The sequence below is a fragment of the Halobellus sp. MBLA0158 genome, from assembly GCF_041477585.1.
Classification (GTDB): Archaea; Halobacteriota; Halobacteria; order Halobacteriales; family Haloferacaceae; genus Haloquadratum; species Haloquadratum rubicundus.
The window spans coordinates 940,444-967,204 of record NZ_JBGNYA010000001.1 but is presented as its reverse complement, the minus strand read 5'-3'; the positions used below and the strand labels follow the sequence as shown (position 1 = coordinate 967,204).

At 71.5% G+C, this 26,761-nt stretch carries 33 protein-coding genes; 23 read left to right on the top strand and 10 right to left on the bottom strand.

What is annotated here, in order from left to right; genetic code table 11:
• Positions 1-49: 49 nt before the first annotated feature.
• Entirely contained in the window at positions 50-526 is a 477-nt protein-coding gene (locus OS889_RS04970) for a DUF5793 family protein (RefSeq protein WP_372387833.1), read from the bottom strand.
• A 114-nt stretch (positions 527-640) separates the two neighbouring features.
• Between OS889_RS04970 and OS889_RS04965 the strand changes: the two genes are divergently transcribed.
• A complete protein-coding gene (locus OS889_RS04965) occupies positions 641-1,828 on the top strand; it encodes an NAD(P)/FAD-dependent oxidoreductase (protein ID WP_372387831.1) in 1,188 nt (395 codons plus the stop codon).
• Between the two features lie 91 nt (positions 1,829-1,919).
• Here the strand turns inward: OS889_RS04965 and OS889_RS04960 are convergent, their stop codons facing one another.
• Positions 1,920-2,825, bottom strand: a complete 906-nt coding sequence (locus OS889_RS04960; protein ID WP_372387830.1) for a serine/threonine-protein kinase RIO2 — start codon at positions 2,823-2,825, stop codon at positions 1,920-1,922.
• A 131-nt stretch (positions 2,826-2,956) separates the two neighbouring features.
• On the opposite strand from OS889_RS04960, the gene OS889_RS04955 reads away from it, so the two are divergent.
• Genes OS889_RS04955 through OS889_RS04940 form a run of 4 tightly spaced genes read left to right on the top strand, consistent with a single transcriptional unit; the run spans position 2,957 to position 7,024 of the window.
• Positions 2,957-3,778: a lipoate--protein ligase family protein gene (locus tag OS889_RS04955; RefSeq protein ID WP_372387828.1), complete on the top strand. Its 822-nt coding sequence runs from the start codon at positions 2,957-2,959 to the stop codon at positions 3,776-3,778.
• Between the two features lie 55 nt (positions 3,779-3,833).
• Positions 3,834-4,664, top strand: coding sequence for a deoxyribonuclease IV (locus OS889_RS04950; protein WP_372387826.1), 831 nt, complete (start codon positions 3,834-3,836; stop codon positions 4,662-4,664).
• 41 nt (positions 4,665-4,705) lie between these two features.
• On the top strand, positions 4,706-6,160 hold the full coding sequence (locus OS889_RS04945; protein ID WP_372387824.1) for an endonuclease/exonuclease/phosphatase family protein: 1,455 nt from the start codon (positions 4,706-4,708) through the stop codon (positions 6,158-6,160).
• 51 nt (positions 6,161-6,211) lie between these two features.
• Positions 6,212-7,024, top strand: a complete 813-nt coding sequence (locus OS889_RS04940) for a class I SAM-dependent methyltransferase (protein WP_372387822.1) — start codon at positions 6,212-6,214, stop codon at positions 7,022-7,024.
• A 4-nt stretch (positions 7,025-7,028) separates the two neighbouring features.
• Here the strand turns inward: OS889_RS04940 and OS889_RS04935 are convergent, their stop codons facing one another.
• Positions 7,029-7,673, bottom strand: a complete 645-nt coding sequence (locus OS889_RS04935; protein ID WP_372387820.1) for a DUF7095 family protein — start codon at positions 7,671-7,673, stop codon at positions 7,029-7,031.
• A 385-nt stretch (positions 7,674-8,058) separates the two neighbouring features.
• Here OS889_RS04935 and ncsA point away from each other — a divergent pair, with 385 nt between their 5' ends.
• The gene (ncsA, locus tag OS889_RS04930) at positions 8,059-9,024 is read left to right on the top strand and encodes a tRNA 2-thiolation protein NcsA (protein WP_372387818.1); all 966 of its coding nucleotides are present in this window, start codon (positions 8,059-8,061) and stop codon (positions 9,022-9,024) included.
• Positions 9,025-9,155: 131 nt separating this feature from the next.
• On the opposite strand, the gene ftsZ is transcribed toward ncsA, so the two are convergent.
• The 3 genes from ftsZ to OS889_RS04915 form a co-directional block, all read right to left on the bottom strand.
• Entirely contained in the window at positions 9,156-10,361 is a 1,206-nt protein-coding gene (gene ftsZ, locus OS889_RS04925) for a cell division protein FtsZ (protein WP_372387816.1), read from the bottom strand.
• Positions 10,362-10,365: 4 nt separating this feature from the next.
• Positions 10,366-10,542, bottom strand: a complete 177-nt coding sequence (gene cdrS / locus OS889_RS04920) for a transcriptional regulator CdrS (protein ID WP_372387814.1) — start codon at positions 10,540-10,542, stop codon at positions 10,366-10,368.
• Positions 10,543-10,752: 210 nt separating this feature from the next.
• Positions 10,753-11,310, bottom strand: coding sequence for a double zinc ribbon domain-containing protein (locus OS889_RS04915; RefSeq protein WP_372387813.1), 558 nt, complete (start codon positions 11,308-11,310; stop codon positions 10,753-10,755).
• 118 nt (positions 11,311-11,428) lie between these two features.
• Here OS889_RS04915 and OS889_RS04910 point away from each other — a divergent pair, with 118 nt between their 5' ends.
• The 13 genes from OS889_RS04910 (at position 11,429) to OS889_RS04850 (ending at position 20,396) form a co-directional block, all read left to right on the top strand.
• Positions 11,429-12,121, top strand: coding sequence for an HAD family hydrolase (locus OS889_RS04910; protein ID WP_372387812.1), 693 nt, complete (start codon positions 11,429-11,431; stop codon positions 12,119-12,121).
• Positions 12,112-13,167: an adenosylcobinamide-phosphate synthase CbiB gene (gene cbiB, locus OS889_RS04905; RefSeq protein WP_372387810.1), complete on the top strand. Its 1,056-nt coding sequence runs from the start codon at positions 12,112-12,114 to the stop codon at positions 13,165-13,167. The genes OS889_RS04910 and cbiB overlap by 10 nt, the downstream gene beginning before the upstream one ends.
• A complete protein-coding gene (cobS, locus tag OS889_RS04900; RefSeq protein ID WP_372387808.1) occupies positions 13,158-13,922 on the top strand; it encodes an adenosylcobinamide-GDP ribazoletransferase in 765 nt (254 codons plus the stop codon). Before cbiB ends, cobS begins: the two co-directional genes overlap by 10 nt.
• Complete coding sequence (locus tag OS889_RS04895) at positions 13,922-14,533, top strand: NTP transferase domain-containing protein (RefSeq protein ID WP_372387806.1); 612 nt, start codon at positions 13,922-13,924, stop codon at positions 14,531-14,533. The genes cobS and OS889_RS04895 overlap by 1 nt, the downstream gene beginning before the upstream one ends.
• Positions 14,530-15,558 (top strand): nicotinate-nucleotide--dimethylbenzimidazole phosphoribosyltransferase, encoded by a 1,029-nt coding sequence (locus tag OS889_RS04890; RefSeq protein WP_372387805.1) that lies wholly within the window; start codon positions 14,530-14,532, stop codon positions 15,556-15,558. The genes OS889_RS04895 and OS889_RS04890 overlap by 4 nt, the downstream gene beginning before the upstream one ends.
• Positions 15,559-15,563: 5 nt before the next feature.
• On the top strand, positions 15,564-16,574 hold the full coding sequence (locus tag OS889_RS04885) for a threonine-phosphate decarboxylase (protein WP_372387804.1): 1,011 nt from the start codon (positions 15,564-15,566) through the stop codon (positions 16,572-16,574).
• A gap of 41 nt (positions 16,575-16,615) precedes the next feature.
• Positions 16,616-17,398: an adenosylcobinamide amidohydrolase gene (locus OS889_RS04880; RefSeq protein ID WP_372391547.1), complete on the top strand. Its 783-nt coding sequence runs from the start codon at positions 16,616-16,618 to the stop codon at positions 17,396-17,398.
• A gap of 57 nt (positions 17,399-17,455) precedes the next feature.
• Entirely contained in the window at positions 17,456-18,757 is a 1,302-nt protein-coding gene (locus OS889_RS04875; protein ID WP_372391545.1) for a cobyrinic acid a,c-diamide synthase CobB, read from the top strand.
• A gap of 129 nt (positions 18,758-18,886) precedes the next feature.
• Complete coding sequence (locus OS889_RS04870) at positions 18,887-19,159, top strand: eL43 family ribosomal protein (RefSeq protein WP_372387802.1); 273 nt, start codon at positions 18,887-18,889, stop codon at positions 19,157-19,159.
• Positions 19,160-19,211: 52 nt separating this feature from the next.
• Positions 19,212-19,346, top strand: a complete 135-nt coding sequence (locus tag OS889_RS04865) for a DNA-directed RNA polymerase subunit P (protein ID WP_089764242.1) — start codon at positions 19,212-19,214, stop codon at positions 19,344-19,346.
• Between the two features lie 16 nt (positions 19,347-19,362).
• On the top strand, positions 19,363-19,680 hold the full coding sequence (locus OS889_RS04860; RefSeq protein WP_372387800.1) for a KEOPS complex subunit Pcc1: 318 nt from the start codon (positions 19,363-19,365) through the stop codon (positions 19,678-19,680).
• A 64-nt stretch (positions 19,681-19,744) separates the two neighbouring features.
• Entirely contained in the window at positions 19,745-20,143 is a 399-nt protein-coding gene (locus OS889_RS04855; RefSeq protein ID WP_372387798.1) for a prefoldin subunit beta, read from the top strand.
• 4 nt (positions 20,144-20,147) lie between these two features.
• Positions 20,148-20,396: a DUF3194 domain-containing protein gene (locus OS889_RS04850; protein WP_372387795.1), complete on the top strand. Its 249-nt coding sequence runs from the start codon at positions 20,148-20,150 to the stop codon at positions 20,394-20,396.
• Positions 20,397-20,442: 46 nt separating this feature from the next.
• On the opposite strand, the gene OS889_RS04845 is transcribed toward OS889_RS04850, so the two are convergent.
• A complete protein-coding gene (locus tag OS889_RS04845; protein WP_372387793.1) occupies positions 20,443-22,407 on the bottom strand; it encodes a DUF2070 family protein in 1,965 nt (654 codons plus the stop codon).
• Positions 22,408-22,465: 58 nt separating this feature from the next.
• Complete coding sequence (locus OS889_RS04840) at positions 22,466-23,014, bottom strand: GMP synthase subunit A (protein ID WP_372387790.1); 549 nt, start codon at positions 23,012-23,014, stop codon at positions 22,466-22,468.
• 145 nt (positions 23,015-23,159) lie between these two features.
• Between OS889_RS04840 and OS889_RS04835 the strand changes: the two genes are divergently transcribed.
• The gene (locus tag OS889_RS04835) at positions 23,160-23,363 is read left to right on the top strand and encodes a hypothetical protein (RefSeq protein ID WP_372387789.1); all 204 of its coding nucleotides are present in this window, start codon (positions 23,160-23,162) and stop codon (positions 23,361-23,363) included.
• 34 nt (positions 23,364-23,397) lie between these two features.
• Here the strand turns inward: OS889_RS04835 and OS889_RS04830 are convergent, their stop codons facing one another.
• The gene (locus tag OS889_RS04830) at positions 23,398-23,931 is read right to left on the bottom strand and encodes a DUF7097 family protein (protein WP_372387787.1); all 534 of its coding nucleotides are present in this window, start codon (positions 23,929-23,931) and stop codon (positions 23,398-23,400) included.
• 103 nt (positions 23,932-24,034) lie between these two features.
• On the opposite strand from OS889_RS04830, the gene OS889_RS04825 reads away from it, so the two are divergent.
• The 3 genes from OS889_RS04825 to OS889_RS04815 all read left to right on the top strand — a co-directional run bounded on the left by OS889_RS04825 (position 24,035) and on the right by OS889_RS04815 (position 26,453).
• Complete coding sequence (locus OS889_RS04825; RefSeq protein WP_372387786.1) at positions 24,035-24,385, top strand: DUF192 domain-containing protein; 351 nt, start codon at positions 24,035-24,037, stop codon at positions 24,383-24,385.
• Between the two features lie 100 nt (positions 24,386-24,485).
• On the top strand, positions 24,486-26,063 hold the full coding sequence (locus tag OS889_RS04820) for a (R)-citramalate synthase (protein WP_372387784.1): 1,578 nt from the start codon (positions 24,486-24,488) through the stop codon (positions 26,061-26,063).
• Between the two features lie 72 nt (positions 26,064-26,135).
• Positions 26,136-26,453 carry a DUF8081 domain-containing protein gene (locus OS889_RS04815; protein WP_372387783.1) on the top strand — a complete coding sequence of 106 codons (318 nt, stop codon included), beginning with the start codon at positions 26,136-26,138 and terminating at the stop codon, positions 26,451-26,453.
• Positions 26,454-26,481: 28 nt separating this feature from the next.
• Here OS889_RS04815 and OS889_RS04810 read toward each other — a convergent pair whose 3' ends face one another.
• Positions 26,482-26,649, bottom strand: a complete 168-nt coding sequence (locus tag OS889_RS04810; protein WP_372387781.1) for a hypothetical protein — start codon at positions 26,647-26,649, stop codon at positions 26,482-26,484.
• Between the last annotated feature and the right edge of the window lie 112 nt (positions 26,650-26,761).

Sequence of the window (26,761 nt, the reverse complement as noted above, 5' to 3'; positions counted from 1 at the left end):
GAGGTCCCTTGGAGGACGCGAATTGAAAACCGACGCGGTTCGAACCGAGTTACAGTTCGACGCCCGAGGGGATCAGACTGTGAGAGCGGAGGAGGTGTCCGTCGGCGTCGTAGACGAGGAACGTCTGTTTCTCGTAGGCGACGGCCTCCTCGCCGTCGAGCAGCACCTCGACGCGGTAGCGGCCGTCGTCGGCGTCCGCTGCGTCGCGGCCGTACTCCCGGGCCGCGCGGATAAACGTGAGTACGTCGTCGGCGTCCTCGTTGAGTTCGAGGACGAAGTCGCCGGTGATTCGGTTCGTGACGCTGACCACGCCCGTCGCCTCCGGGTCGTCCAGCGACTCCTGCAGCCGGAACGCGACGTCCGTCTCGCCGGCGTCGAGGTACTCGCCGGACGGATCGGAGAGCCGGCGCTCCAGTTCCTCTCGGGGGCCGTGGAAGGCGATCCGGACCAGGGGCTTGCGCGGGTCGCCGTCGTCGTCGACCCAGGAGATGTTTTCGACGTCCAACTCGAAGTAGTCCCGCCTCATTCCGTACCTCGGGGTTAGACGTCATCGCGTATGAACGTAACGCCCGCGTCAGACGGCGCCCGCCGATCCCGCCGCCTCCGACAAAATATTTGCACGGCGTCGCGTTCGACTGATATGGACGAGAGGTCGATCGCAGTCGTCGGCGGGGCCGTCGCCGGCCTCGCCGCCGCGGACCGGCTGGCGGCCGACGCGGCGGTGACCCTCTTCGAACGCCAGTCGTACGACGAAAAGCGCGTCAACTGCGGCGAAGCGATCAACGACGCCCCGCTGGTCCCCTTAGCGAAGACGCCCGAAAACGGGTTCCTGAACGAGGTCGACGGCTTCGAGCTGCGGATCTTTCGCGGCCGCGATCACGGCCCGGCGGACGAACCGCTCGGGGACGCCCGGATCCGCTGTGCGCCGGGCTACATCACCGACCGGAACGTCGTCGAGCGCCGGTGGGCCGAACGGCTGGCCGAGAAGGGCGTCGACGTCAGGGAGAACGCGGCGATCGGACCGGACGAGTTCCGCGAACTCTGTCGGACCCACGACTACGTGATCGACGCGACCGGACAGCCGGCGCTCTCGATGCGCGCCTTCGGCGACCTCGACGCCTACACCGGCGAGATCGTCGCCGTCAACGCCGACGTGAAAGGCGACTTCGCCGCGATCGAAGCGTACCCGCAGATCTTCTTCGAGGGATACGTCGGCTACGCGTGGCTCTTTCCCAAGTCCGACTCGCGCGCGAACCTCGGGATCGGCTGGGCCGGCGACGAGCGCCCGGACGACTACTACGAGGCCCTGACGGGGGCCTGCCGCCGGAACGACCTCCCGGTGCCCGACCGCTCGGAGACGAACATCTACACCATCCCTCGGGGCCCGAGTCTCGATCCGGCGGCGACCTACCGCGCGGGCGAGAACGTCTTCCTCGTCGGGGACGCCGCGGGGATCGCCAACCGCTACCAGGGCGAGGGGATCTGCCAGGCGATTCGCTCGTCGCACCTGGCCGCCGAGACGATCGCCGAGGGTCGCCCCGAGACGTACCCCGAACGGCTCTATGACCTGATGCGGTCCGAGTACCGACTGGCCCACCTGATGCGCGGCGTCTGGGTCGAACACGGGGACGCGCGCCTGCTGGCGGACGTCGCCGAGGCGCTCGACGGCCTGAGCGTCGACGACATCACGCGCTCGCCGCGTCGCGTGGTCGCACGGGTCGCGCGCCACCCCGGCATCGCGTACCGACTGCTGGCCGACGCGGGGATGCTGCGGCGCGTCGTCGACGCCTACACCGACACCTGGGAGTACGACCAACCGCACGCATAGCGATTCGATATCGCAGTATACGATTTACTCTTTGTCGATACGCCCCGGTGAGAGACTCATCAAAAAGCGGCTGAAACGGTGAGAAGCCGACTCAGGCGTGGTTTCGCACGGTCTCGAAGTCGTCGGCCGCGAGACTCTCGCTGACGCTGTCGACGTCGAGATCGGGGAGGTTTCGCGGGTACTTCCGCTCGAAGTACGACACGAGGTTCGAGACGTCCCGCGACAGCAGTTCGCGCGCGTTGTCGTGGTCGGTCGACACCGCCTGCGGCCAGTCGAAGACGGTGACGCCGGACTCGCTGACGGCGACGTTGTACTCGCTCATATCCGCGTGGACGTATCCGACCTGGTACGCGCTCGCGAGCTCCCGGAGGATCAGGTCGAGGACGCCGACGACCTGCTCGTCGGGGAGCTTGGCGCGGTCGAGTTCGACGCCCTCCAGTTTCGCCATCACGATCGCGTGGCGGTTCTGATCGATCGGCCGCGGGACCGACACCTCGGGGTAGAGCGCTTCGAGCGCCTCGTACTCCCGTTCGGCCGCCTTGCGCGCGGTGTAGAGCCACGAGACGTGTTGCTTGTCGGAGGCGTAGTCGCGCTCGCGCATCACTTCCCGGAAGTTCGTGTACCCCTCGCGGTGGAACTTCAGCGCCAGCGGCCGGTAGGACTGCACTTCGAGCACGTCGCTTTCCTTGCCCACGCCCAGCGGCGCGCCGACGCCCTCGATCGTGTCCCGCTTCGAGAACGTCCGGAGCGCGAGCGCGTCGTACCCCTCGGCGGTCAGGGTGTAGCCCTCGTACTGAATCGTCTTCCGTTCGATCAGTCCGCGGGTCGCACACCGATCGAGGCGATATTCGACCTCCTCGGAGGTGAGATTCGAGAGTTCGGGGAGCTTCCCGCGGTTGACCCACTCGGAAAAGCGCATTCCCTGCTCGACGCCGGAGAGGAGATAGAAGTCCTCGGGTTCGAGTTCGGCCATCACGCCGGCGACGTTCCGCACCATACCGAATCCTGGACAGCGACGGGTAAAAGGGTCGCGAGTCGGCGAAGCGAGTCGGTATATCACATATCGCGATATGAAATCGCGCTGCCGGACGACGAAACCGCTTTCACCCGCCGAGCGTAGCCTGAGGTATGACCGACGACAGCGGCCCCCTCGCCGACAAGGAGTGGCGGCTCATCCGCGAGGAGGCGCGCGACGGGCCGATGCAGATGGCGCTGGACGAGATCGCCGCCGAGACCGCCGCCGACGGCGGGCCGCGGACGGTCCGCGTCTATCAGTGGGACCCGAGTACGCTCTCGCTCGGGTACGGGCAGGACCCCGAGACGGTCGACTGGGAGGGCTGTGCGGAGCGCGGGGTCTCCGTCACTCGGCGACAGACCGGCGGTGGCGGAATCTACCACGACGTCGACGGCGACGTCTCCTACTCGATCGTCGCCCCCAAGGCGGAACTGCCGGGAGATCTACTCGACGCCTACCACCTCCTGTGCGAGCCGATCCTGGACGCCTTCGACCGCGTCGGGATCGACGCCGACTACGTTCCGGAGTCAGTCCCGGAGATCTGGTCGCCGGCGTGCTACCTCCGGGAGCTCCACCCCGCACACGACGTCGTCGCCGCGGAGCGGAAGATCAGCGGCAACGCCCAGTACCGGCGGCGCGACGCCGTCATCCAGCACGGGTCGCTCACCTACTCGGTGCGCGCCGACGACCACCTCTCGGCCTTCGCCGGACACGACGTCAGCCCCGAACGGTTCCGCGAGCGCGTCGTCGGCGTCGACGAGCTGGCGGACGTCACCCGCGCGGAGTTCGTCGACGCCGTCGAATCGTCGCTCGCGACGTGGGCCGAGGCCGCCGAGGGCTCGTGGACCGACGACGAACTCTCGCGAGCGCGCGAGCGCGCGACGGAGAAGTACGAGAGCGACGACTGGGTGCGGCGACGCCCCGACGACCGGTAGCGAAGCGATAGGGCTTCCGAAGCCGCTTTACTCCCCGCGGTCCGACCGCTGTACGATGCGAGTCGGAGCACACGAATCGATCGCCGGCGGCGTCGCGAACGCCGTCGATCGGCAACTCGACGACGGCGGTAACTGCGGACAGATCTTCACCCACTCCCCGCAGGTCTGGCAGGACCCCGACCTGGACGACGACGACGCCGCGGCCTTCCGCGAGCGGTCGGCGGAGCACGACGTCGGGCCGTGGGTGATCCACTCGTCGTACCTCGTGAACCTCTGCACGCCGAAGGACGACCTCCGCGAGAAGTCGATCGACTCGATGCAGCGCGAGGTCGACGCCGCGGCCACGCTCGGCATCCCCTACGTGAACGTCCACCTCGGCGCGCACACGGGCGCGGGCGAGGAGCAGGGCCTCGACAACGCGGTCTCGGCGCTCGACGAGCTCGACGTCCCCGACGGCGTCACCGTCCTCGTCGAGTCCGACGCCGGCTCGGGGACGAAGATGGGCGACGACTTCGCCCACCTGGGCTACGTGCTCGACGAGAGCGCTCAGGACCTCGAAGTCTGTCTCGACACGGCCCACGCGTTCGCCGCGGGCTACGACCTCTCGACGCCCGCGGGCGTCGACGAGACGATCGAGGAACTCCACGCCGAGGTCGGCCTCGACAACCTCGCGTGCGTCCACCTCAACGATTCCAAACACGAGTGCGGGACCAACAAGGACGAACACGCCCACATCGGCGAGGGCCTGATCGGCGAAGCGGGAATGACCGCGTTCGTCAACCACGAGGCGATCCGCGACGTGCCGCTGGTGCTGGAGACCCCCACCGAAGACGGGAAGGGCTTCGCGTGGAACATCGAGCGGACCCGCGAGCTCCGCGAGTCGTAAGCGGTCCGTTCTTGGCCCCGTAGCCGGAAGGGCCACCGACCGTGGACGACATCGACCGCTCGCGCCGACGCGTCCTCCGCGCCGGCGCGCAGGCGACCGCCCTCCTCGCCGGCTCGACGCTCGGCCGTGACGGTCTCGGTACCGTGGCGGCGACGCCGACCGCGACGTCCGCGAGCGGCGGGGGCGACGCGGGCGACGGCGCCGACGCCCCCGACCTCTCGCTGGCGACTCAGAACCTCGGACTGGGCGCGGATTTCCTCTCGATCGCCCGCCCCGGAGACGACGCGTCGATCCCCGAGCGGGTGGGCGACCTTTACGCCGGCGTCCGCGCGAGCGAGCCGCGGGCGCGGATGCGCGCGCTCGCAGATCTGCTGGCCCGCGAGCCCCCGGACGTCCTCGCCCTCCAAGAGGTCGCGCTCGTGCGTCGCGGGCCGCGCTCCGGCAACGATCCCGAAGACCCCGACGCCGGCACCGTCGTCTTCGACTTCCTCGCGACGCTCCGCGAGGCGCTCTCGGAGCGCGGCGTCCCGTACCGGCCCGTCGCGATCAACACTAACGCGGATCTGGAGTTCCCGGCCCGCCTCGACGGCGGCGCGATCGACGTGCGGCTCACCGATCGGGACGCGCTCTTGGTCCGCGCGGACGGCGACGTCGCCGTCGAATCGACGGCCGCCCACACGTACGGGGAGTCGCTGACGCTCCCGATCGGCGGCGGCCGGACGGTCGAGATCGATCGGGGATACGCCGGCGCGACCCTCGGCGTCGGCGACGAGTCGGTCGGCGTCGTGAGCACGCACCTCGAATCCGGGCTGGAAGGCATCCGGACGGCGCAGGCCGAGGAGCTCGCGGCCGACCTCGACGCCTTCCCGTCGCCGCTCGTCGTCGCCGGCGACCTCAACGACGGCCCCGAGCGGGACGCGCCGACCGCGACCGACGGCGGGACCGAAACGACGACGGGCGAAGCAGACGCAGAAAGCGACGATCCCGACGCCTACGGCATCCTGACCGCGTCGCTCTCGGACGTCGTCGGCGACGGGCTCTCGGGCGCGGGCGGGACCTGCTGCCGGCCGGCGTCGCTCCGGCCGCCCGACGAGGACGGGCTCCCGCAGCGGATCGACCACGTGCTCGCCGACGGCCTCGCCGCGGAGTCGGTCCGGCGCGTCGGCGCCGATCCGGTCCGCATCGATGGCGAGCGGCGGTGGGTGTCGGACCACGCCGGCGTCGCCGTCGAATTGACCGCGGCGACGGACGACAGGGCGACGTCGGAGAGCGCGAGCGCGACGACGACCGAGTCGCCGACGGACGCCGGCTCCGCGGCGGCGGGAGAGCAGGGTGCCCGAACCGGGAACGCGACGGACTCGGGCGATGGATCGCCGACCGGGACCGCGACTTCGGCTTCGACGCCCGGGTTCGGCGTCGCGTCCGCCGCCGTCGCGCTGCTCGGAGCCGGGGTCGGCGCGCTGGCGGGCGCTCGGCGGCGACGCGACGACTCCTGACCGTCCGGCGAACCGCCCCGCTTTTCTACCGCGCCGACGCTACCACCTCGCGTGCGGAAGTTCTCGCCCGAGTACCTGCGGCGGACGCGCGAGGGGATGTGGGAGGACTCCCGAGCGGCGCTCGCGCCGCTGTCGCTCTCGGACCGGGCGCGGATCCTCGACGCGGGCGCGGGCACGGGCGAACTCGCCCGCGTGCTGGACGAGGAGTCCCCCGCGGAGGTGGTCTGCCTCGACGCCGACCCCGATCTCCTGGCGGTCGCGCGCGCGGAGACGGGACTCGACGCCGTCGCGGGGGACGCGCTCCGGCCGCCCGTCGCCGACGGCGCCTTCGACCTCGTCGTCTGTCAGGCCCTGCTCGTGAATCTCCCCGATCCGACGGCCGCGCTCCGGACGTTCGCCGACCTCTCGACGGACCTCGTGGCGGCGATCGAGCCCGACAACGCCGACGTCGGCGTCGACTCGACCGTCGAGCGGGAGGTCGCCCTCGAACGCCAGGTCCGCGAGGCGTATATCGAGGGCGTCGAGACGGACGTCGCCCTGGGCGAGCGGCTGGTGTCGTCGTTCCGGGAGGCGGGCCTCGCGGAGGTCGAGACGCGTCGGTACTACCACCGGAAGCTGGTCGAGCCCCCCTACGACGAGGCGGCGCTGTCGGCGGCCGCCCGGAAGGCCAGCGGCGCGGGGCTGGCCGACCACGAGACCGAGTTGCGGAGGGCGCTCTCGGCCGACGAGTACGACGCCCTCAGGCGGGAGTGGCGCGAGATGGGGCGGGCGGTCGTCGAGGCGATGCAGGACGGGACCTACCGACGCGCCGAGGTCGTCCCGTTCGACGTCGTCGTCGGTCGCGTTCGGTCTGGCGGCGAGTGAGCGTTCAGACGACGTCGCCGCGGACGGTCGCCCCCGACTGCGAGGCGCGGTACTCCCGGACCGCGTCGGCGGCGGCGGCCGCCTGGTCCTCGTCCAGGCCGAGCATCGACAGCGCCTCCCCGAGAGTGGGAAAGACCAGTTCGCCCTCGCGGAGCTTCTCCAGCGCCGACTCCGAGCGTCGGCCGTCGGCGTACAGACAGACGCCCCGCGGGTCGAGGATCTGCTCGTAGGCGTCGCGGTCGACGGCGCTCTTGAGGCGCTGCTGGACGTTGTCCTCGAAGGAGGCGTTGCACACCTCCAGGTGGACGGGCTCGTCGTCGGACAGCAGGTGCGCCGCGAGGCACTTCTCGGGGGCCGCGTGGCCGCTGGCGTTCGTTCGAAGGAGGTCGGGGTGGGCCTCGGCCCACTCCGCGGAGACGCTCCGGCCGACGCCCTTGACGCCGTGTTCGGCCTCGAACCGTTCGGCGGCCTCGCTGTCGCCGCGCAGGAGGAGGTCCTTCGTCACGTAGACGTCGAGGCGCTCGACCGGGTCGAGGCCGAGCGCGACGTCGCCGTAGACCCAGACCTCCCGGACGGGGACCGGCATCGGCTCGGACTCGACGGCGTCGAGGACGGCTTCGATCCGGGCCAGGGCGCGCTCGCGTTCCATACACCCGTGTCCGAGGGGGACCGCCGAATGTGTTTCGACGGCCGGATCACGACCGGGGACCGGCCATCGGCCGGTCGCGACCGTCCGGCGTAGGCCCTGACGAGAGACGATTCGACAGGAGTCCGACGGTGTGACAACGCCCACCGCGCTTCCGGAGGAATTTTGAGTACGGTCGTCCAATGATCGACTGGCACCTCTGGGGTGTCGATCGACCGGTCATCGCGACGGTGACCACTCGGGGCAACGCTACCCTGGGGTGCCTTTCCCCCCCATCCCCCCCTCTCCCTTCGATCCGGCGTGCCCCACCTATTTCGAGAGGGCCGAGCGCCGGCGCCGTCCCCGCGAGACGAAACCCGTATCCTCCCCGACGGCCAACGCCCGGGCGATGGAGTGCGACAAGTGCGGACGCGACGCCGTGATGCACGCGGGCTACTCCGGGGCGCACCTCTGCGAGGAGCACTTCTGCGCCTCCGTGGAAAAGCGCGTCCGACGCCGGATCCGCCGGGACAGTCTCGTCCCGAGAGACGCCTCGCCCGACGACCCCGAGCGCTGGGTCGTCGGCCTCTCGGGCGGCAAGGACAGCGTCGTGCTCACCCACATCCTCGACGAGACGTTCGGCCGCGACCCCCGCATCGAGATCCTCGCGCTGACGATCCACGAGGGGATCGAGGGCTACCGCGACGAGAGCGTCGACGCCTGCGTCGAGCTCGCTTCTGACCTGGAGATCCGCCACGAGCTCGTCTCCTACGAGGAGGAGTTCGGCGTCCGGATGGACGACGTCGTCGAGGACGACCCCGAGGGGATGGCCGCCTGCGCGTACTGCGGCGTCTTCCGGCGCGATCTCCTCGAAACATATGCCGACGAGTTCGACGCCGACATCATGCTCACGGGCCACAACCTCGACGACGAGGCCCAGACCGCGCTGATGAACATCCTGGAGGGCGACGTCGAGCAGATGGCCAAGCACTTCGACGCGAGCCTCGGCCCCTTCGACGAGCGCCACGAGTCCGAGCACTTCGTCCCCCGGGCGAAACCGCTTCGGGACGTGCCGGAAAAGGAGGTCGCGCTCTACGCGCACCTGAAGGACCTTCCAGCACATATCACCGAGTGCCCCCACGCCTCCGAGGCGTTCCGCGGTGAGATCCAGGAGCTGTTGCTCTCCTTGGAGGACGATCACCCGGGGACCAGACACTCGATCATTTCGGGCTACGAGGAGTTGGCGTCGATGGCTGCGGAGAAGTACCGCGGCGAGTCGGCGGCGGCGATGCGCGAGTGCGAGCGCTGCGGCTCGCAGACGACGCGGGACGTCTGTCGGAAGTGTCGGCTGTTGGAGTCGCTGGAACCCGTCTGAGATCCGAAAATCGAAATCGAAGCCGAAAAGCGAATCGCACGGGCGACCGACTGGAGACGGTCGAGTGCGCCGGAACGGCGCGTGTCCGGGTGGTCACCGGACGGGTCGGATCGACGAATCGTCGGCGTCCGTCAGCGGATGACGTCGACGCCGTGCTGCTGTTCGCGCTTGTCCTTGCCGCCGTCGGACTGCCAGGACCCGCCGGTCGCGGTCGACCCCGAAGAGGTTCCCCCCTGTGCGAAGTCGGCGTTTTCGCTGGCGTCGAACTCCGAAGACTCGATGCTCTCTCTGGACTTGTTGGCCTGTTTCTGCGTCGAGGGGCCGAGCACCTGGGCGGACTGGACGCCCGTCATGATCGCCATCACGCGGACTTTCCCCTTGTACTCGTCGCGGATGCGGGCGCCCCAGATCACGTTCGCGCGCGCTTCGAGGCGCTCTGTGATGTTGTTCGCGATTCCCTCGGCCTCCTTCAGAGTCAGGTCGGGGCCGCCGGTGATGTGGACCAGGCCGCCGGAGGCGCCGCGGTAGTCGACGTCCAACAGCGGGTGGTTCATCGCGTCGTTGACGACCTCCTGGGTCTTGTTCTTGTCCTGGGTCTGGCCGACGAGCATCACCGCGACGCCGCCCTGGTCCATAATCGTGGACATGTCCGCGTAGTCCAGATTGATGAGCGAGGGCTGGGTGATGGTCTCGGAGATGCCCTTGACGGTCTCGGCGATGATCTGGTCCATCACCGAGAAGGCCTTCCCGATCGGGAGGTTCGGGACGTAATCGAGCAGGCGGTTGTTGTCGAGGACGATGATCGAGTCGGCCTCGTTGCGGAGCTTTTCGAGCCCCTCTTCGGCCTTCACCGTCCGCGCGCGCTCGACGTTGAACGGCGTCGAGACCATCCCGACGACGATCGCGCCCTGCTCTTTGGCGATCTTCGAGACGACGGGGGCCGCACCGGTGCCGGTGCCGCCGCCCATCCCCGCGGTGACGAAGACGAGATCGGCCTCGCCGAGGACCTCCTTGATGGTCCCCTGGGCCATCTCGGTCGCCCGCTCGCCCATCGAGGGGTCGCCGCCGGCGCCGAGCCCCTGCGTGAGAGACTTGCCGACGAGGATCTTCGTGTCGGCCTCGATCATCTTGAGGTGCTGCTTGTCGGTGTTGATCGCCACCGTGTCAGCGCCCTCGACGCCGATGTTGTAGAGGCGGTTGACCGTGTTGTTGCCGGCGCCGCCGCAGCCGACGATGACGATTCGGGGACTCCCGAACTCCTCTTCGTCGTCGGCCGCCGCGGCCGCGTCGCGCTCTTCTTCGTCCCGCTCCATCGCCTCTCTGACAATATCCTGCATCGTCTTACACCTTGGCCCAGTGTTTCGTCGGCGACTCGCGGTTCTCCGGCTGCTGTTCGTTGAGCATCTCGCGGACGGCTGAACGGATGGCCTCCGACCGGTTCGGGAACTCGCCGGTTTCGACCATCTGTTCGACCTCCTCGATCTGCTGCTTCGGAATTCGTAGTGTCACACGCTCCATTGTTGCATTCCCCCGGTAAGACGGCGCGCACACCCTGTGCAAACGTCTTACATCACCGAAAACGGCCGGCAGGAGTCATCTCCCGCCCACACGCCGGATCTGTAAGACGACCGTCTTACGCGACAGATACCACAGACTGATGCAATATAAAAGTAACGCCGGTCGTAAGACAACACGCCGAGAGTGGCGTATACGGGAGGTACACGTCGTTTACGTGCGTTCGAGGACGTCGGCGGCGGAGGTTCGGCGGCCGCAGCTGGGGCAGAACGCCCAGTCCGACCGGAGCTCGTCGCCGCACTCGCAGAACACGCGGTGGGACGCCTTCTCGCCGCAGTTCGGGCAGTAAACGTGGTCTGCGTCGACGTTTTCGCCGCATTTGTCGCACGTCTTGTCGCGCGCCGCGCCCGCGTCAACGCCGGGATCGGCGCGTGTCTTACGTTCGGACGCGTCGGACTCATCGACCTCGACGACGTCGTTTTCGTCCGTTTCAGGCGTTTGCACGCCGTCGACGGTCACGTTGACGTTGAGGTCACGCGCGGGCCGCGGCCGGGTGCGTCCGACCAGATCGTCGAGGCGCTCTGTCACGAGTTCGTCGACGCGCTCGCGGATCACGTCGTCGACGCTGTCGGACGCGGCCGGGCTCTCGTCACGGTCCGCGCCGTCGAGGTACGTGCGCAGGGCCTCGCGCATCGCCTCGCTCTTGGAGGTCTCCAGGGCCTCCAGCCGCTCGACGAGGTCGTCATCGGCGCGGAACGTGATCTTACTCATCGGTTCAACATACGCGACCCAGTATTTCAATCTTCCCTCGTGTCTGACGGATGTCTGTCGCCCTACTCGGGCCCGCGCCTCCGGCAAATTCAAGTCTGCTTTCACCGATCCAAGCGTAGTGGCAGTCACGTTCGATCTCTTCGGCACCCTCGTCGCGGTCGACCGCCCCGACGGCCCCGCCGCGGCGGTGGCGACCGAACTCCGCGACCGCGGGGTGTCCGTCCCGGAGGGCTGGCGCGATCGCTACGCCGAGCCGCACGTCGACGCTCCCGACGGGGCCGAAGTCCCGCTTCCCGCACACGTCGCCGCCGCCCTCCGCGCCTGCGACGTCGACGCCCCCGCCAACGCCGTCAGACGGGCCGTCGTCGCCGCGTTCGACCCGGCCGTGACCACGCGTCCGGCCGCCGTCGACGCGGTGCGAGCGGCGAGCGAGCGCGGTCCCGTCGGCCTGCTCTCGAACTGCTCGGTGCCGGAACTCGTCTCGCGGACGCTGATTCGCTCGGATTTCGACCGAGCGGCGTTCGACGCCGTGGTGACGAGCGTCGGCTGCGGGTGGCGCAAGCCGCACGCGGGAGCGTTCGAGACGGTCGCCGAGCGCCTCCAGGTCGACGCCGCGGAGGTGATCCACATCGGCGACGACCCCGCGACCGACGGCGGCATCGAAGCCCTCGGCGGGGCGTTCGTCGACGTGGGCGACATCGACCTGGAGACGCTGGCGACGCGGCTGAAAGCGGGGGATGCCCTCGCGTCGCTCGCGTCAGTCGACGGCGCCGGGACCGACGACCCACGGGGGGCGCGCTCGTGCCGGTGACGGCGACGGTCGCGGTCGCGCTGGCCGCGGGGCTCGACGCCGCGGTCGGCGAGCCGCCGGCCCGGATCCACCCGGTCGCGCTCCTCGGCCGCGTCGTCGGACTGGTCGATCGCGGGGCCGAGCCGTCGGCAGATGCCGCGCTCTCCCCGCGACTCGTCGGCGCGCTGGCCGCGCTGGCGCTCCCGCTCGGATTCGCGGGCGTCGCCGTCGGCGTCGTCGCGGCCGGCGCCGCGGTCGATCCGTGGCTCGGCGCCGCGCTGGCCGGCGGCGTGCTCTTCTCGACGACGAGCCTCCGCCTGTTGCTCGCGAGCGCCCGCGAGGTGATCGACGCGAGCGACGCCGACCTCGGCGAGGCGCGGACGGCCCTCCGGGCGCTGGCCGGCCGCGACGCCGCCGCGCTGGACGCGGCGCACGTCCGCTCGGCGGCCGTCGAGAGCCTAGCCGAGAACCTCGCCGACGGGCTGGTCGCGCCGCTCGCCGCGTTCGCGGTCGTCGCGGCCGGCGCGAGCGCGCTCGCTGGTGCTGGCCCCGTCGCGGGCGCGGACCTCCGTGCGCTCGCACTCCCGCTCGCCGCGGGCGCGGCCGCGTGGGTCAAGGCCGTCAACACGCTGGATTCGATGCTGGGATACCGCTCGAAGCCGGTCGGCTGGGCTCCCGCGCGCCTGGACGACCTCGTGATGTGGCTCCCCGCCCGCACGTCGGCGCTGCTGATCGCCGTCGCGGCCGGGGCGCCGTCGCTCCCGTTTCGCGCCCCGGTCCGGCGCCTCGCCCGCCGGCCCGCCTCGCCGAACTCGGGCTGGCCGATGGCGACGATGGCGGCCGCGCTCTCGGTGCGGCTCGAAAAGCCCGGGGCGTACGACCTCGACCCGGGGCCGGGAACGGAGGACGCCGCGCTGTCAGACGCGTCAGACAGTACGGAAACGGGATACTGCGTCGAGGTGTCGGCTCGGCTTCCCGACATCTCGACGGCGACGCGCGCCGTGCGAGTGACGCGACGGGCCGGCCTCCTCGCCGCGGCGCTCGCGGGGGTGGTCGCGTGGTGCTGAGCGCGCTCCGCGGGGCGGTCGGCTTCCTGACGCGCCTCCCCGTCGGCGGCGACGAGGCGTCCTGGGAGGCCTTCCGGCGGACGCCCGCGGCGATCCCGCTCGCCGGGTACCTCGTCGGCGCGCTCGCGGCGCTCCCGCTTTTCCTTCCGATTCCGGTGCCGAGCGCCGCGGCGCTGTACCTCGTGACGCTCGTGCTCCTCACGGGCGTGACCCACGCCGACGGCCTCGCGGACCTGGGCGACGCGGCCGCGGTCCACGGCGGGGCCGATCGCGCGCGCCGGCGCGAGGTGCTGAAGGACTCGCAGACGGGGGTCGGCGGCGCGCTCGCCGTCTCGCTCGCGGTGGTCGCGCTCGGCCTCGGCGCGCTCGGCCTCGCGGGGACGCGCCCGCGAGTCGCGTTCGCGCTGGCGCTCGCAGTCGAGGTCGGTGCGAAGGCCGGGATGGCGCTCCTCGTCTGTGCCCGCGAGCCCTCGCACGAGGGGCTCGGCTCGGCCCTCACCGAGCACGCGACGCCGACGGCCTTACTTCCGGTCGCGCTCGTCCTCGCGCCGGCCATCGTCGTCGCGTCCGGGCTGGGCGCCGGCCACGCGAGCGCCGCCGCGGCGGTCCTCGCGCCCATCGGGACCGCGTGGCTCGTCGGCGCCTGGGCGGCCGGCGCGCTCGGCGGGATCAGCGGCGACGTCCTCGGCGCGGCGAACGAGCTCGGTCGGGTCGCGGGCGTCCACGCGGGGGTGATCGCGTGGACGCTCTTGTGATGTGCGGCGGCCGCGGCACCCGCCTTCGCGACGGAAGCGATCGGGACGCCAGCGGCGTCGAGACCGAAAAGCCCCTCGTCGAGGTCTGCGGCCGATCGATGCTCGAACGCGTCGCCGAGGCGCTCCGGGAGAGCGGCCTCGACGGGACCGTCCACGCCGTCGTCTCGCCGCAGGCGCCCGAGACCGCGGCCCGCGCCGCGGACCTGTCGCTTTCGACCGTCGAGACGCCGGGCGAGGGGTACGTGGCCGACCTCGGGACGGCACTGGACGCCGTCGGACGGCCGGCGCTCACCGTCCCCGCGGACCTGCCGCTGCTCTCGGCCGAGCACGTCGACGACGCGCTCGCGAGAGCGGGAACGGGAGACGGCGGGGCGGCGAACGCGGACTCCGAGCCCACCTCGCTCACGGTCTGTGTCCCGGCGGCACTGAAGCGCCAACTGGGCGCGTCGGCGGACACGACGTTCGAGCACGAGGGGAGAGAGGTCACCCCGACGGGACTGAACGTCGTCGCCGGCGACGGCGACACCGTGGCGTTGACGTACGACGCGCGCCTGGCGGTCAACGTGAACCGACCCCGAGACCGAGCCCTCGCGGAGGCGCTGTGCGGATGAGCGGGAGCGACGCTCCCCGCGTGATCCTCGTCGCGGGGACGACAGAGACGGGACGGATCGACGGCATCAGCGCCGCCGGCGCCTCGCGGGAGGCGCTCTTGCACACCCCCGGCGCGGACGCCGAACTCCTGACCTTCGGCGACGTCGTCCGGGCGCCGGCCGTCCCGGTGAGTCCGACGGGCTGTCCGACGCCCGCGGTCGTGACCCGGGCTGTCCGCGAGCTCCTCGGCTTCGACGTCACGGTCGTCGACGGCGGCCTCGCGCGCCCGACCGGCGCCCCGACGGTCTCGGTCGGCGCAAAGCCCGGCCGCGACATCCGCGAGGCCGACCCCGTCCATACCGCGCCCGGCGCCTTCACCGCGGGCCGGGAGTTCGGCCGCGCGCTCCCCGACGAGCGCGTCGTCGTCGGCGAGACCATCCCCGGCGGGACGACCACGGCGATGGCCGTCCTGCGCGCGCTCGGCGAGGACGGCATCGAGACCTCGTCGTCGCTGCCGGAGAACCCGCTCGACCTGAAACGGGAGGTCGTCGAGGAAGCCTTCGCCTCCTCGGAGATCGAACCCGGTCAGGCCGCCCACACGCCCGAGCTCGCGGTCCGCTTCGTCGGCGATCCGGTGCTCGCGGTCGCGTCCGGGCTCGTCGCGGGCGCGCTCGAATCCGGGACCGAGGTCGTGCTCGGCGGCGGGACCCAGCTGCTCGCGGTCGCCGCCCTGGTCCGCCACGCGGGCGTCCCGCGGCCCGCGACGCTCGCGACGACGTCGTACCTCGCGGGCGACGTCCCCGGGCTCGAATCGGCCGCCGCGGCACTCGATCTCGACCTGACCGTCTCGGACCCCGGCTTCGACGTCCCCGCGGCGGGGCCGCTGTCGGCCTTCGCCGACGGCGTCGGCAAGGAGGGCGCCGCGATGGGCGGCGCGCTCGCGCTGGCCGACGAGGCCGGACGGCTCGACGCGGTGACTGACGCGACCCTCGACGTGCTCGACCGGGTGACAGACCGGGAGCGGAAGCGCGAGCGGGGCGACTGACGGCGATGGACCCCGACGCCGTCGCCGACATCGACCGCGTGCCCCACGGCGGGAGCGACGACGCGGACCTCCTCGACTTCAGCGCGAATACGAATCCGAGCCGGCCCGAAGGCGTCAGCGACGTCTACGAGGCCGCGCTCGCGGACGCGACGCGGTACGCCGACGACCGCCCCGACTACCGCGCGGCCGCGGCCGACTACGTCGACTGCGACGCCGAACAGATCGTCCCGACGGCCGGCGGCCTCGCCGCGCTCCGGCTGGCGTTCGGCGTCACCGTCGGTCCGGGCGACCGCGTCGCCGTGCCCGAACCGAGCTTCGGCGAGTACGCCCGCGAGATCAGGCTCCAGGGCGGCGAGCCGGTCGGGGTCGCCCACGACGAACTGCTCGAAACGGATCCCCGGGACGTCGAGGCGGCCGTGGTCTGTGCACCGAACAATCCGACCGGCGAACTCCCCGATCCCGACGCGCTCCGGTCGTTTCTGGCCGACTGCCGCGCGGCGGGGACGCCCCTCGTCGTCGACGAGGCGTTCCTCGACTTCACCGACGCGGCGAGCCTCGCGGGCCGGGACGGAGCGATCGTCGCCCGCTCGCTCACCAAGATGTTCGGCCTGCCGGGGATCCGCGCTGGCTTCGCCGTCGCGACCGGCGAACTGGGGAGTCGGCTCCGCGCCGCGCGCCCGGCGTGGGGGCTCTCGACCCCGGCGGCCGAAGTCGGCGCGCACTGCCTCCGACAGACCGCGTTCGTCGAGCGCACGCGCGAGCGGGTCGCGAGCGAGCGGGCGCGGCTCCGAGCGGCGCTGTCGACCGAGTACGACGTCTATCCCTCGGACGCGCCGTTCCTGCTTCTCGACGTCGGCGACGAGTCCGTGGACCGGATACTCGAACGGGCGCGCGAGGGCGGCGTCGCGGTCCGGGACGCGCGGACGTTCGCCCGGCTGGACTCCCACATTCGGGTGGCGGTCCGCCGACCGCACGAGAACGACCGGCTGCTCGACGCGCTGCTCGATGAGCGATGAGCGGGAGCGACGACGCGGCCGACCGCGACGAATCCGACCCAATCTTCGAGGCGACGGTCCGCGAGGAGGTCTGTCGCCTGCGACGACCCGGCACGCGGTGGCTCTCGACCGGCCACGACGGCGGGGAGTCGCGGGCGGACGCCGCGTATCTCGTCTCGGTCCCCGAGGGCTGGGACGACGTCGACGTCGCGGGCTACGTCGCGCGGCGGCGGCGAGCGGCGGGCTTTGCGGGGGCGCCGGACGCGCCCCTCGACGCCGCGCCCGCGCTCCTCACCGGCGTCTCGATGCGCCACGCGCACCGGGCGCGGCTGGGACCGGCGGAGGCGGTCGTCACGGCCGGGCTGAGCAACCCCGCCGCGCTGCCGGTGCCCGACGAGAGTGACGGCGACGACGCCCGAGGGGGAACGCTCGACGCCGACGGCGACGACCGCGACGACCGCGACGACGAACGCCACATCGGCACCGTCAACGTCGTGATCGGGACGACCCGCTCGCTCGCGCCCGGCGCGCTCGCGAACCTCGTCGCGGTCGCGGCCGAGGCGAAGGCGGCGACGCTGCTCCCGGGCACGGGCGTTCCGGGGACGACCTCGGACGCCGTGCTCGCCGCCTGCGACCCCGCCGGCGAGCGGGCGGCCTTCTCCGGGAGCGCGACCGCGGTCGGGTCGGCGGCGCGGGCCTGCGTCCGGGACGCGCTGCTCGCGGCGCTGGAGTCGCGATACGATAGCGAGGATCCCCCAAAGTCGGTCGTGGCCGCCGAGTACGGCACCGTGACCGACCGGCGCGCGGCCGTCGAGAGTATCAACGTCGATAGTGAGGGCGGTTGACTTAACAGACCGCGCGGCGGAGGTCGGGTAATGCCGACCGACGCGGTCCCCTCCGACCTGCCCGGGGTGGTCCTCGCGGGGACGGCCTCCGGAGTGGGAAAGACCGTCGCGACGCTCGCGGTCTGTCGCGCGCTCGAACGCGAGGGGAAGACGCCGGTCGCCGCCAAGGCCGGCCCGGACTTCGTCGACCCCAGCCACCACGCCACCGTCCTCGGCCGCCCCTCGCGGACGCTCGACCCCTGGCTCGCCGGGGAGACTGGCGTCCGGCGGGCGTACGCCCGCGGCGCCGACGACGGCGACGTCTGCGTCGTCGAGGGGACGATGGGGCTCTACGACAGCGACGTGAGCACCGCCGCCGTCGCCGCGGCGCTGGACCTCCCGGTGATCCTCGTCGTCGACGCGTCGGCGGGGATCGAGAGCGTCGCCGCCACGGCGCTGGGCTTCCAGCAGTACGCCGACCGCGCGGACTACGACGTCGACGTCGTCGGCCTGCTCGCGGCGCGGGCACGCGGCGGCCGACACGAGCGCGGCATCCGCGACGCGGTCGCCGGCCTGCGGTACGTGGGACGGACCCCGCCGCTGGACGGTCTGGAGCTCCCGAGCCGACACCTCGGAGCGGACCTCGGCGACGACTCGCCGATCCGCGAGGAGACCCTCGACGCCGCGGCGCGGGGGATCCGAACCGACCGGCTCGTCGACGTCGCCCGGCCGCCCAATCTCGATACGACGCCCTCGCTCCGCGCGGCCGACGAGACGGGCGCCCGGATCGCGGTCGCGGCCGACGACGCGTTCCGGTTCGTCTACCCGAGCACGCGCGATCGGCTCCGCGGACGCGGCGTCGTCGAGCAGTTCTCGCCGCTCGCGGGCGATCCGATCCCCGACTGCGACGCCGTCTACCTCCCCGGGGGGTACCCCGAGCGCCACGCCGCGGCGCTGGCGGCGTCGCCGACGCTGGACGAACTCCGCGCGCGCGCCGCCGAGGGGCTGGCCGTCTTCGGGGAGTGCGGCGGGACGATCATCCTCGGCGAGTCGCTGTCGACCGACGACGGCGAGTACGAGATGGCGGGCGTCCTCCCCGTTGAGACGCGGATGCGCGACCGCCTCGTGGGCCTGGATCACGTCGGCGTGCGGGCCACGCGGGACACGCTCATCGCGCCGGCGGGCGAGACGCGCCGCGGCCACGAGTACCACTTCTCCTCTGCGACGGCCGCGTCGGACGCGCGGTTCGCCTTCGAGATGGTCCGGGGAGCCGGCGTCGACGGCGCCAACGACGGGCTCACCGAGTACCGGACCCTCGGGACCTTCGCCCACTTCCACCCGGGATCGGACGCGTTCGACTACCTGCTCGAAACCGTGTGACGAAGAGGCGGAAGCGGGTCGCGCGAGCACGAGTACGAACGGGGGTAATGAGCGGTGCCCGGGAGCGGCGGGACGCGGCGGCCACGTCTCGCAGGGTTTATCCCGACGCCGGAGGTAGGACGCGGTACTATGGCCGAAAAGAAGGCGCGAAAGACCGGCAGCGCCGGTCGCTTTGGCGCGCGCTACGGGCGGGTCGCCCGCCGGCGCGTGAAGGAGATCGAAGCGGAGATGCGGAGCGCGACGGTCGACGACGACGACGTCACCCGTCTCGAACCCGGCATCTGGAAGAACGAGGAGACCGGCGAGGTCTTCACCGGCGGCACCTACCGCCCGCAGACCCCCGGCGGCAAGCAGGTCCGCCGCTCGATCCGCGCCGCCCTCTCCGGCGACGACGAAGAGTGACCGATCCGGAATCGCGAAAGGCACAACACCCCACATCCCCACGCATCCAACGATGAGCTACAAGTGTTCCCGGTGCAAGCGCGACGTCGAACTGGACGAGTACGGCGGCGTCCGCTGTCCCTACTGCGGGCACCGCGTCCTCCTGAAGGAGCGCGCGCCGGACGTGAAGGAAGTCCCGGTCGAATAGGGTTTCTCTCCCGTCGATGTCGAACCGTGAGGCTCCCGAACGGGGGGCCGAACACGCGGCCACGGTCGATTTCGTCTACGACGACGAGCGGCGCGCTCGCACCGTGGCCGAGAGCGTCGGCGTCGAGGTCGGCGAGATCGCCGACGAGCGCTCGCGGGCCGACGTGAGCCGCGACGGGGCCGTCGTCAGCGTCGACGTCGCGGCCGCCGACCTGGTCGCGCTGCGCGCCGGACTCAACACCTGGGTCCGCCTCGTCGACGTCGCCGAGGACGTCGCTGCGGACGCCGACGCGGCGAGCGGATCGACAGACGAGACCGCGGGCGAGCGGTCGTAACCGCCGTAGACCGGCCGAGCGGAGAATACGGGCCTTTTTCAGTCAGCGTCCCGTCGCCCCGGGTATGCAGGGCAATCTGCCGCCGGAAGCACAGGAGAAGCTCGAAGAACTGCAGGACCTACAGGAGACGGCCCAGAAGGTGGCCGCCCAGAAGGAGCAGGCGGAGTCGACGCTCAACGAGTCCCAGACGGCGCTCGACGCGCTCGAAGACATCGACGACGACACCACGATGTACCGCGAGGTCGGCGAGCTGCTCGTCGAGACCGAGTACGACGAGGCCTACGACGAACTCGAAGACAAGGTCGACAGCCTCGAGATCCGCGTCGAACAGCTGACGAAGCAGGAAGAGCGCGTCCAAGAGCAGTTCGAGGACCTCCAGCAGGAGCTCCAGCAGATGCTCCAGGGCGGCGCAGGCGGCGCGGGCGGCGGCCCGATGGGTCCGGGCGGCGCCGGCGGCGCGTAAGCCGATGCCGACCGACGAGGAGGTCGTCCAGACGGCGGCCGAGGCCGCCGAGGGTGTGATTCTCGCCCACTACAAGCAGTCGGAGCTCACCGACTTCGACGTGACCGTGACGTTCGAGGAGGGCGTCCTCGACGTCGACGTGTACGTCAACGCCCCCGACGACGCCGACGAGAGCGCCGAGGCGGTCGCCGACGAGGCCGCGTTGACGGCCCGAGAGGCCGTCGACGAGCTGTTCGGCGAGGGCGACTCGTAGCGGCTCGCGGGTAGCCGAACGCGGCGACCCGACGGCGACGCGGCTCTTATGCGAACAGGAAGATCAGCACGCTGACGGCCACGGCCGCGAGGATCACCGACAGGGCGAAGGCGCCGCCCATCGCGACGACGGCGTTGGCGTGGCTGGCCAGCGTCTCGGTGCGGTCGTTGCCGAAGACCGTCACCTCCGCGCGCTCGACCGCGACGCCGGCCTCGACGGGCTCCAGGTCGGCGCGCGCTTCGTCCGCCAGGTCACAGATCAGCCCGCGGAGTTCGTCCCAGTCGATGGCCGCGCCGACCTGATTGTCGGCCTCGACGGTGTTGACGATGTGCGTGTCCGTCGTCATCACCTCGGCCGCGTCGACCGGGCCGTCCTCGACCAGGGCGTCGACGAGCTCGCCGCGGAGCCCCGGCTCCATATTGTTGCCGTCGACGAGGACGTAGGCCGTCTCGGCCCCGTCGACCGCCGTGACCGCGACGCGGACGCCGAGCGGGCCGATTCCGTCCATCGGCTCCCAGGGCGTCTCGTCCCAGGCGACGCCGAGTTCGAGGTCGCCCCGCTCGGCCGTCGCGAGGCGCTGGCCGGAGACGCCGGCGGCGCCGATCATATCGAAGGCGCGCTGTGAGCCGGGCGTGACGTGGCCCAGGTCCGGGCCCGAGAGCCCGTCGTTGGAGTTGTGCGCGTCGACGAGCATCACGTCGTCGAGGCCGCTGGTGCGGGCCTCGGCGGCCGCGGAGAGACCGACGCCGTACTCGACGTCGTCGGCGTAGCCGGGCGCGTACGTCGACACCAAGAGCGCGTCGTCGCCGAAGGCCTGGCCGAGCATCGAGGCCTCGCCGGACTGGACGCGGACGCTCGGGGAGGCCTCGGGCGCGTAGGTGACGCGGTCTGCGGCCTCGCGGGCGGCGTCGAGGATCGTGTCGACCTCGCGCTCTGTCACGAGGTTGAAGTCGTGGCCGGCGGTCGCGTGCGGCGGGAAGACGAGCGCCGAGCAGTCGGACGCGACGCGCTCGGGGAAGTTCCCGCCGCCGATCTCGCCCATCGGGCCGGGGTGGATCATCGGGAGGACGAACCGCGCTTTCTCGGCGTCACCGTCGGTCGCGGTCTCGTCGGCGTCGTCCGTCCCGTCGACGTCGCTCCCCCCGTCGGCGACCGTCCGGAACGAGAGCACCGAGACGGGCACGATCGCCTGCTCGCCCAGCTGCTGGAAGAACTCCTCCAGTTCGCGCGAGCCCTCGGCGACGTGGCCGACGAAGCCCCGGAGGAAGTCCAGCATCGAGACGCCCAGGCTGCGCCGCCAGGGGCGGTCGACCGCGACGACGAAGGCGTAGACCGCCAGCGCGTAGAGGGCGCAGGTGACGCCCAGGAGGAGGAAGTGCTCCGCGGAGATGACAGAGAGCTCCGCGGGCGCGTCGGCCGAGCGCGCGAGGTACGGCATCAGGTAGACGTCGAGGATCGGTCCGCCGACGGAGAGAAAGCGGAGCGTGCCGCTGTAGATGAACAGAAGCACCGCCGCGGCCGCGGTCTGGAGGCTCGCGGGGACGGTCGCGACAAGCAGCGACGAGCGCGAGACCGCCATCACGACCAGGAGACGGAAGGCGAACACCGACGCGAGCGCGACGACCAGGGCGTCGAAGACGAAGCGCTGTCCGAGCCCGGTGAAGACCGAGACGATCGCCGCGAGCGTGACGATGGCGACGACGATCACCTCCGAGACGAGCGCCAGGAGCGACGAGCGGTTGTGCGTGAGCTTGCCGCCGACGAAGCGGTCGAGCCCCGTCGTGCCGAAGGCGGCGACGACCGTCGGGATGCCGATGAAGAAGATGCCCTCCCAGGCGTCGCGGCCGAGGAAGAACAGGCCGCGCCAGCTGCGGGCGTAGACGCCGGAGTCGAAGGCGGCCACGCCCGCGACGGCGGCGATCAGGAGCGCGAAGGCGAGGCTGGTGTACCAACTCGGGGCGCGGAAGATGAACCGCGAGAGGCCGGCGAGATCGCTTTGTGTGGATGTCATACAGGATTCGGGGGGGCTGGAGAGTCGGTTCGGCCGATCTGACGGCGGCCGCTCGCGGCTACTCGCAGATCGAGACGAAGTTGCGGAAGACTTCCTCGCCGCGCTCGGTGTGGGCGACCTCGGGGTGCCACTGGACGCCGTAGAGGTCGCGGTCGGGGTCGCTCATCGCCTCGACGTCGCAGACGTCGGAGGTCGCGGTGTGGGCGAAGCCCTCGGGGACCTCTTTCACCTCGTCGGCGTGGCTGGCCCACACGCGCGTCCGGGGCGCGAGCGATCCCACGAGGGGGTCGCCGCCGTCGAGGATGTCGACGTCGACGTCGGCGTAGCCGCCGTAGTCGCCGGAGCCGACCTCGCCGCCCAGCTCGGCCGCGAGGATCTGCATCCCCAGGCAGATGCCGAAGACCGGGACGTCGAGGTCGAGGTACTCGGGGCAGTTGCCGATGCGGTCCATGTCCGGGCCGCCCGAGAGGACGATCCCGTCGGCGTCGATCTCCTCCGGCGGGGTGGTGTTGTCGACGAGCTCGACGTCGACGCCGAGGTCCCGGAGCGCGCGGCGCTCGAGGTGCGTGAACTGACCGTGGTTGTCGATGACGACGATGCTTGTCATCAGTTGGGGGCTATACACCGAAGGGAGCCAAAAAGCGCCCGGTCTGGCGGCGTCACAGTCCCGTCGCTCGCTGAGCCGTAGATTCGAATTCCGTTTCGAATTCGGATTCCGATACCGTAATCCGGACCGGCGACGCAGGCGGCGTATGGACAGACAGCGCGCGTGGGGGCTCGGGGCGACGCTTCTCGGCGCGGCCGGACTGGTCGCGCTCGTGGCCGTCGGCCCGGCCGGAACGGCCGCATCGAGTGCCTCACCGCGTCCCTACGGAATCATCGCGCTCGGCGGCTGTCTCCTGCTCCTGACCGCCGGCGCGGCGACGCTGGTCCGAGCCCGGCGGAGCGGGACGTAGCGCCGACGGGGGGCGCAGTCGTAGCACCGGCGAGTCAACCGTCCTCGTCCCGCCGCTCGCGCGCGGTCGTGAAGCCGAACTCCGACTGCTCCTTCGCGCGGCGCTCCTCCCGGGCGGCGATCGCTTCGGGGTCCGGCGCGGCGTCGTCGTCGAGGCGCGCGAACGACTGGTGGATCTTCGCGTGGCACCACCGACAGAGCGCGACCGTGATCTCGTGGCTCGGCTCGCCGTCGTCTCCTCCGCCGCTCGCGCTCCCGTACGAGAGGTGGTGTTCCTCCAGCAGCGGGCGGGAGTCGTCGTGAGCGATCCGGACGGCTTCCAGGCCGCAGCGGACGCACTCGCGGCCGTCGGTGGTCGATCGGTAGTGCGGGCAGTCGCGGAACTCGGCGTCGGCGGCCGCGACGCAGTCGTAGTCCGCGCGGCGGCGGGCGGCCGCGAACTCTGGGTCGTCGCCGGCGCGCGTCAGCGCGAAGCGGCACCGGCCGTCGTCGGTGAGGTGGTCGCAGACGCCGGCGTGGTCGTAGGGGTCGTCGACGCCGACCGGCGTGCCCGTGGGCGTCTCCCGCATACGCCAGGCTGTGACCGCTGGGGAGTTGAATCCGCCGGTGGCGCGGCGGTCCGGCGGCTCCGACAGCCGAGCGATTTATGCGGCCGGCCGCAGACCGGAGCCTGTGCGACTCGAACACCGAAGCGGCGGGGAGCGAGCGACGCTCGCCAGCGACGTCGAGGTGGCCGACACGTTCCTCTCGCGGGCCCGCGGGCTGATGTTCCGGCGGTCGATCCCCGACGACTACGCGATGGTCTTCGAGTTCGACGAGGCCGACAGCCGCGACCTCCACATGGTCTTCGTCCCGTTCGACCTCGACGCGCTGTGGCTCGTCGGCGACGAGGTCGTGAAGAAAAAGCGCCTGCGGGCGTGGCGCGGCCTCGGGGCCGCCACCGCCGACACCGTGGTCGAACTGCCCGCGGGCGCCGCGGACGGCGTCGAGACCGGAGACACCGTCCGGCTCGTCGAGGAGTGAGGGGTGCGAGGGAACCGCGGCACGGCGCGCGTCGAGCCGCTCGTCGAGAAGGCGCAGTTTAAGTAGCTGGACGATCACAGTCTGTGTGAGCACATGACTCGTGGTCGATTTATTCGGGGGTAACCCCGACAACCCCCTCGCATCCACCGTGGATTCTGACGACTCCGTACAGCTGCTAGACACGACGCTCCGAGACGGCGAACAAGCCCCGGGTGTCTCGCTCACGCCGGACGAGAAGGCCGACATCGCGCGGTCGCTCGACCGGGCCGGCATCGAGTACATCGAGGCCGGCAGCGCCTGCACCGGCGAGGGCGAGCGCGAGACCATCCGCCAGGTGACCGCGCTCGACCTCGACGCGACGGTGACGAGCTTCGCGCGCGGCGTCCAGAACGACATCGACCTCGCGCTCGACTGCGGGGTAGACGGCGTCACCATCGTCGTCCCCGCCAGCGACAAGCACGTCGAGCGGAAGGTCGGCACCACCCACGACGAGGTGGTCGAGAACACGGGCGAGCTGGTCGCCTACGCCAAGGACCACGGCCTCTGGGTCGAGGTCATCGGCGAGGACGGCTCCCGCGCCGACCTGGACTTCCTCGAACGCCTGATGGCCGAGGCGCTCGACGCCGGCGCGGACCGATCGTGTTACGCCGACACCGTGGGCCACGCCACGCCGGAGACGACCTACGAGTACGTCTCCCGGCTGGCCGACCTCGGCCCCGTGTCGACCCACACCCACGACGACCTCGGGCTGGGGATGACGAACGTCTGGGCCAGCCTCGCGGCCGGCGCGGACCTCGTCCACGGCACGATCAACGGCATCGGCGAGCGCGCGGGCAACGTCGCCCTCGAAGAGGTCGCCATCGCCCTGGCGCACGGCTACGGCGTCGAGACGATGGACTTAGAACAGGTGTACGACCTCGCCCAGCAGGTCTCCCACGCGACCGGCGTGCCGCTCCCGCCGAACAAGGCGGTCGTGGGCGAGAACGCCTTCACCCACGAGAGCGGCATCCACACCGACGGCACGCTCAAGGACGACACGATGTACGAGCCGTATCCCCCAGAGATGGTGGGTCGCGAACGCCGGCTCGTCCTGGGCAAGCACGCCGGCCGGGCGGGCGTCCGCGCGGCGCTCGACGAGCACGGCGTCGACGTGAGCGAGGAAGAGCTCGCGGACGTCGTCGAGCGCGTGAAGCGCCTCGGCGACCGCGACAAGCGCGTCACCGACGCCGACCTCCTGGCGATCGCCGAGGACGTCCAGGGCCGGGAGCGCGACCGCCACGTCGAGCTCCTGGACCTCACGGCCGCCTCCGGCGGCGGGACGCCGACCGCCTCGGTCCGGCTCCGGGTCGGCACCGAAGAGCGCGTCGCCTCCGGCACCGGGAGCGGCCCGGTCGACGCCGCCGTCGAGGCCGTGCGGGCCGCGCTCGGCTCCGAGGCCGACGCGCAGCTCGAATCCTACCACGTCGACGCGATCACCGGCGGCACCGACGCCGTCGTCACCGTCGAGGTGGAGATGTCGAAGGGCGACCGGACGGTGACGGTCGCGACCTCCGACTCGGACATCACCCGCTGCAGCGTCGAGGCGATGGTCGAGGCGCTCGACCGCCTGCTAGCCACCGACGCCGACGAGGACGAGCCGGGAGCCGAGCCGGAAGACGCGACGCTGGCCGACGACTGAGCGTCGGCGCCGCGTCGCACCGCCTTCTCGACGGACCGCACGATGAAGTGACAGCGCCCCGTAGCCCCGGGTGTGAGCGAGTACGTCGTCGACGTGAAGCCCTCGGCGCGCCGGACGAACGGCGCGGTCGGGCGGCTGATCCAGCAGGCGGGGAGCCGCCACCGCTTCGACGGGCGCGCGGACGCCGAGGCGTGGGCGGCCGGCCTCTCCGCGCAGGGCGAGTCGACGGTGTGGATCCGAACGGCGAACCCCGACGACCGCTCGGACGCGGACGCGTACCTGATCGGCCGCCGGTCGTGGGGCGTCGGCTCCGACAGCGGCGCGTCGAGCGACGTCGCTCCGGACTCTGGGAGCGAACAGGCGGCGCTCGACGGCGACGCGCGGTCGTGACGAGGCGCTTTCAGCCGACCGCGACGTCCTACCGCTCTTCGACGAGGTAGGTCCAACCGCCGCGCCGCTCGAACCGGACGTCCTCCCTGGTCGCGGCGTACTCGGTGACGCGGGCCGTCTCGACGTCGGTCACGTCGATCCGCCGCGTTCGCTGGGCGCGCTCGGTCGTCCGCTCTTCGATCGCCGTCGCGTGCATACTCGCAGTTCGGCGGGAATCGGTATGTAAGTCAGCCTAGCGGAGTGAAAGTGAAACTGAACGACGGCGTCGCCGCCGAGGGAGTGACGCGGAGGCGACAGCGCAGGTCGGT

Excerpts from the sequence above, each read along its gene's own strand:
- OS889_RS04890 (WP_372387805.1), top strand. The coding sequence starts at position 14,530 with ATGAGCGGGAGCGACGCTCCCCGCGTGATCCTCGTCGCGGGGACGACA.
- OS889_RS04885 (WP_372387804.1), top strand. The coding sequence starts at position 15,564 with ATGGACCCCGACGCCGTCGCCGACATCGACCGCGTGCCCCACGGCGGG.
- OS889_RS04835 (WP_372387789.1), top strand. The coding sequence starts at position 23,160 with ATGGACAGACAGCGCGCGTGGGGGCTCGGGGCGACGCTTCTCGGCGCG.
- OS889_RS04845 (WP_372387793.1), bottom strand. The coding sequence starts at position 22,407 with ATGACATCCACACAAAGCGATCTCGCCGGCCTCTCGCGGTTCATCTTC.
- OS889_RS04810 (WP_372387781.1), bottom strand. The coding sequence starts at position 26,649 with ATGCACGCGACGGCGATCGAAGAGCGGACGACCGAGCGCGCCCAGCGA.
- ftsZ (WP_372387816.1), bottom strand. The coding sequence starts at position 10,361 with ATGCAGGATATTGTCAGAGAGGCGATGGAGCGGGACGAAGAAGAGCGC.
- cdrS (WP_372387814.1), bottom strand. The coding sequence starts at position 10,542 with ATGGAGCGTGTGACACTACGAATTCCGAAGCAGCAGATCGAGGAGGTC.
- OS889_RS04965 (WP_372387831.1), top strand. The coding sequence starts at position 641 with ATGGACGAGAGGTCGATCGCAGTCGTCGGCGGGGCCGTCGCCGGCCTC.
- ncsA (WP_372387818.1), top strand. The coding sequence starts at position 8,059 with ATGGAGTGCGACAAGTGCGGACGCGACGCCGTGATGCACGCGGGCTAC.
- OS889_RS04935 (WP_372387820.1), bottom strand. The coding sequence starts at position 7,673 with ATGGAACGCGAGCGCGCCCTGGCCCGGATCGAAGCCGTCCTCGACGCC.
- OS889_RS04895 (WP_372387806.1), top strand. The coding sequence starts at position 13,922 with ATGTGCGGCGGCCGCGGCACCCGCCTTCGCGACGGAAGCGATCGGGAC.
- OS889_RS04830 (WP_372387787.1), bottom strand. The coding sequence starts at position 23,931 with ATGCGGGAGACGCCCACGGGCACGCCGGTCGGCGTCGACGACCCCTAC.
- OS889_RS04915 (WP_372387813.1), bottom strand. The coding sequence starts at position 11,310 with ATGAGTAAGATCACGTTCCGCGCCGATGACGACCTCGTCGAGCGGCTG.
- OS889_RS04860 (WP_372387800.1), top strand. The coding sequence starts at position 19,363 with ATGTCGAACCGTGAGGCTCCCGAACGGGGGGCCGAACACGCGGCCACG.
- OS889_RS04960 (WP_372387830.1), bottom strand. The coding sequence starts at position 2,825 with ATGGTGCGGAACGTCGCCGGCGTGATGGCCGAACTCGAACCCGAGGAC.
- OS889_RS04840 (WP_372387790.1), bottom strand. The coding sequence starts at position 23,014 with ATGACAAGCATCGTCGTCATCGACAACCACGGTCAGTTCACGCACCTC.
- OS889_RS04850 (WP_372387795.1), top strand. The coding sequence starts at position 20,148 with ATGCCGACCGACGAGGAGGTCGTCCAGACGGCGGCCGAGGCCGCCGAG.
- OS889_RS04865 (WP_089764242.1), top strand. The coding sequence starts at position 19,212 with ATGAGCTACAAGTGTTCCCGGTGCAAGCGCGACGTCGAACTGGACGAG.
- OS889_RS04955 (WP_372387828.1), top strand. The coding sequence starts at position 2,957 with ATGACCGACGACAGCGGCCCCCTCGCCGACAAGGAGTGGCGGCTCATC.
- OS889_RS04950 (WP_372387826.1), top strand. The coding sequence starts at position 3,834 with ATGCGAGTCGGAGCACACGAATCGATCGCCGGCGGCGTCGCGAACGCC.
- OS889_RS04870 (WP_372387802.1), top strand. The coding sequence starts at position 18,887 with ATGGCCGAAAAGAAGGCGCGAAAGACCGGCAGCGCCGGTCGCTTTGGC.
- OS889_RS04855 (WP_372387798.1), top strand. The coding sequence starts at position 19,745 with ATGCAGGGCAATCTGCCGCCGGAAGCACAGGAGAAGCTCGAAGAACTG.
- OS889_RS04970 (WP_372387833.1), bottom strand. The coding sequence starts at position 526 with ATGAGGCGGGACTACTTCGAGTTGGACGTCGAAAACATCTCCTGGGTC.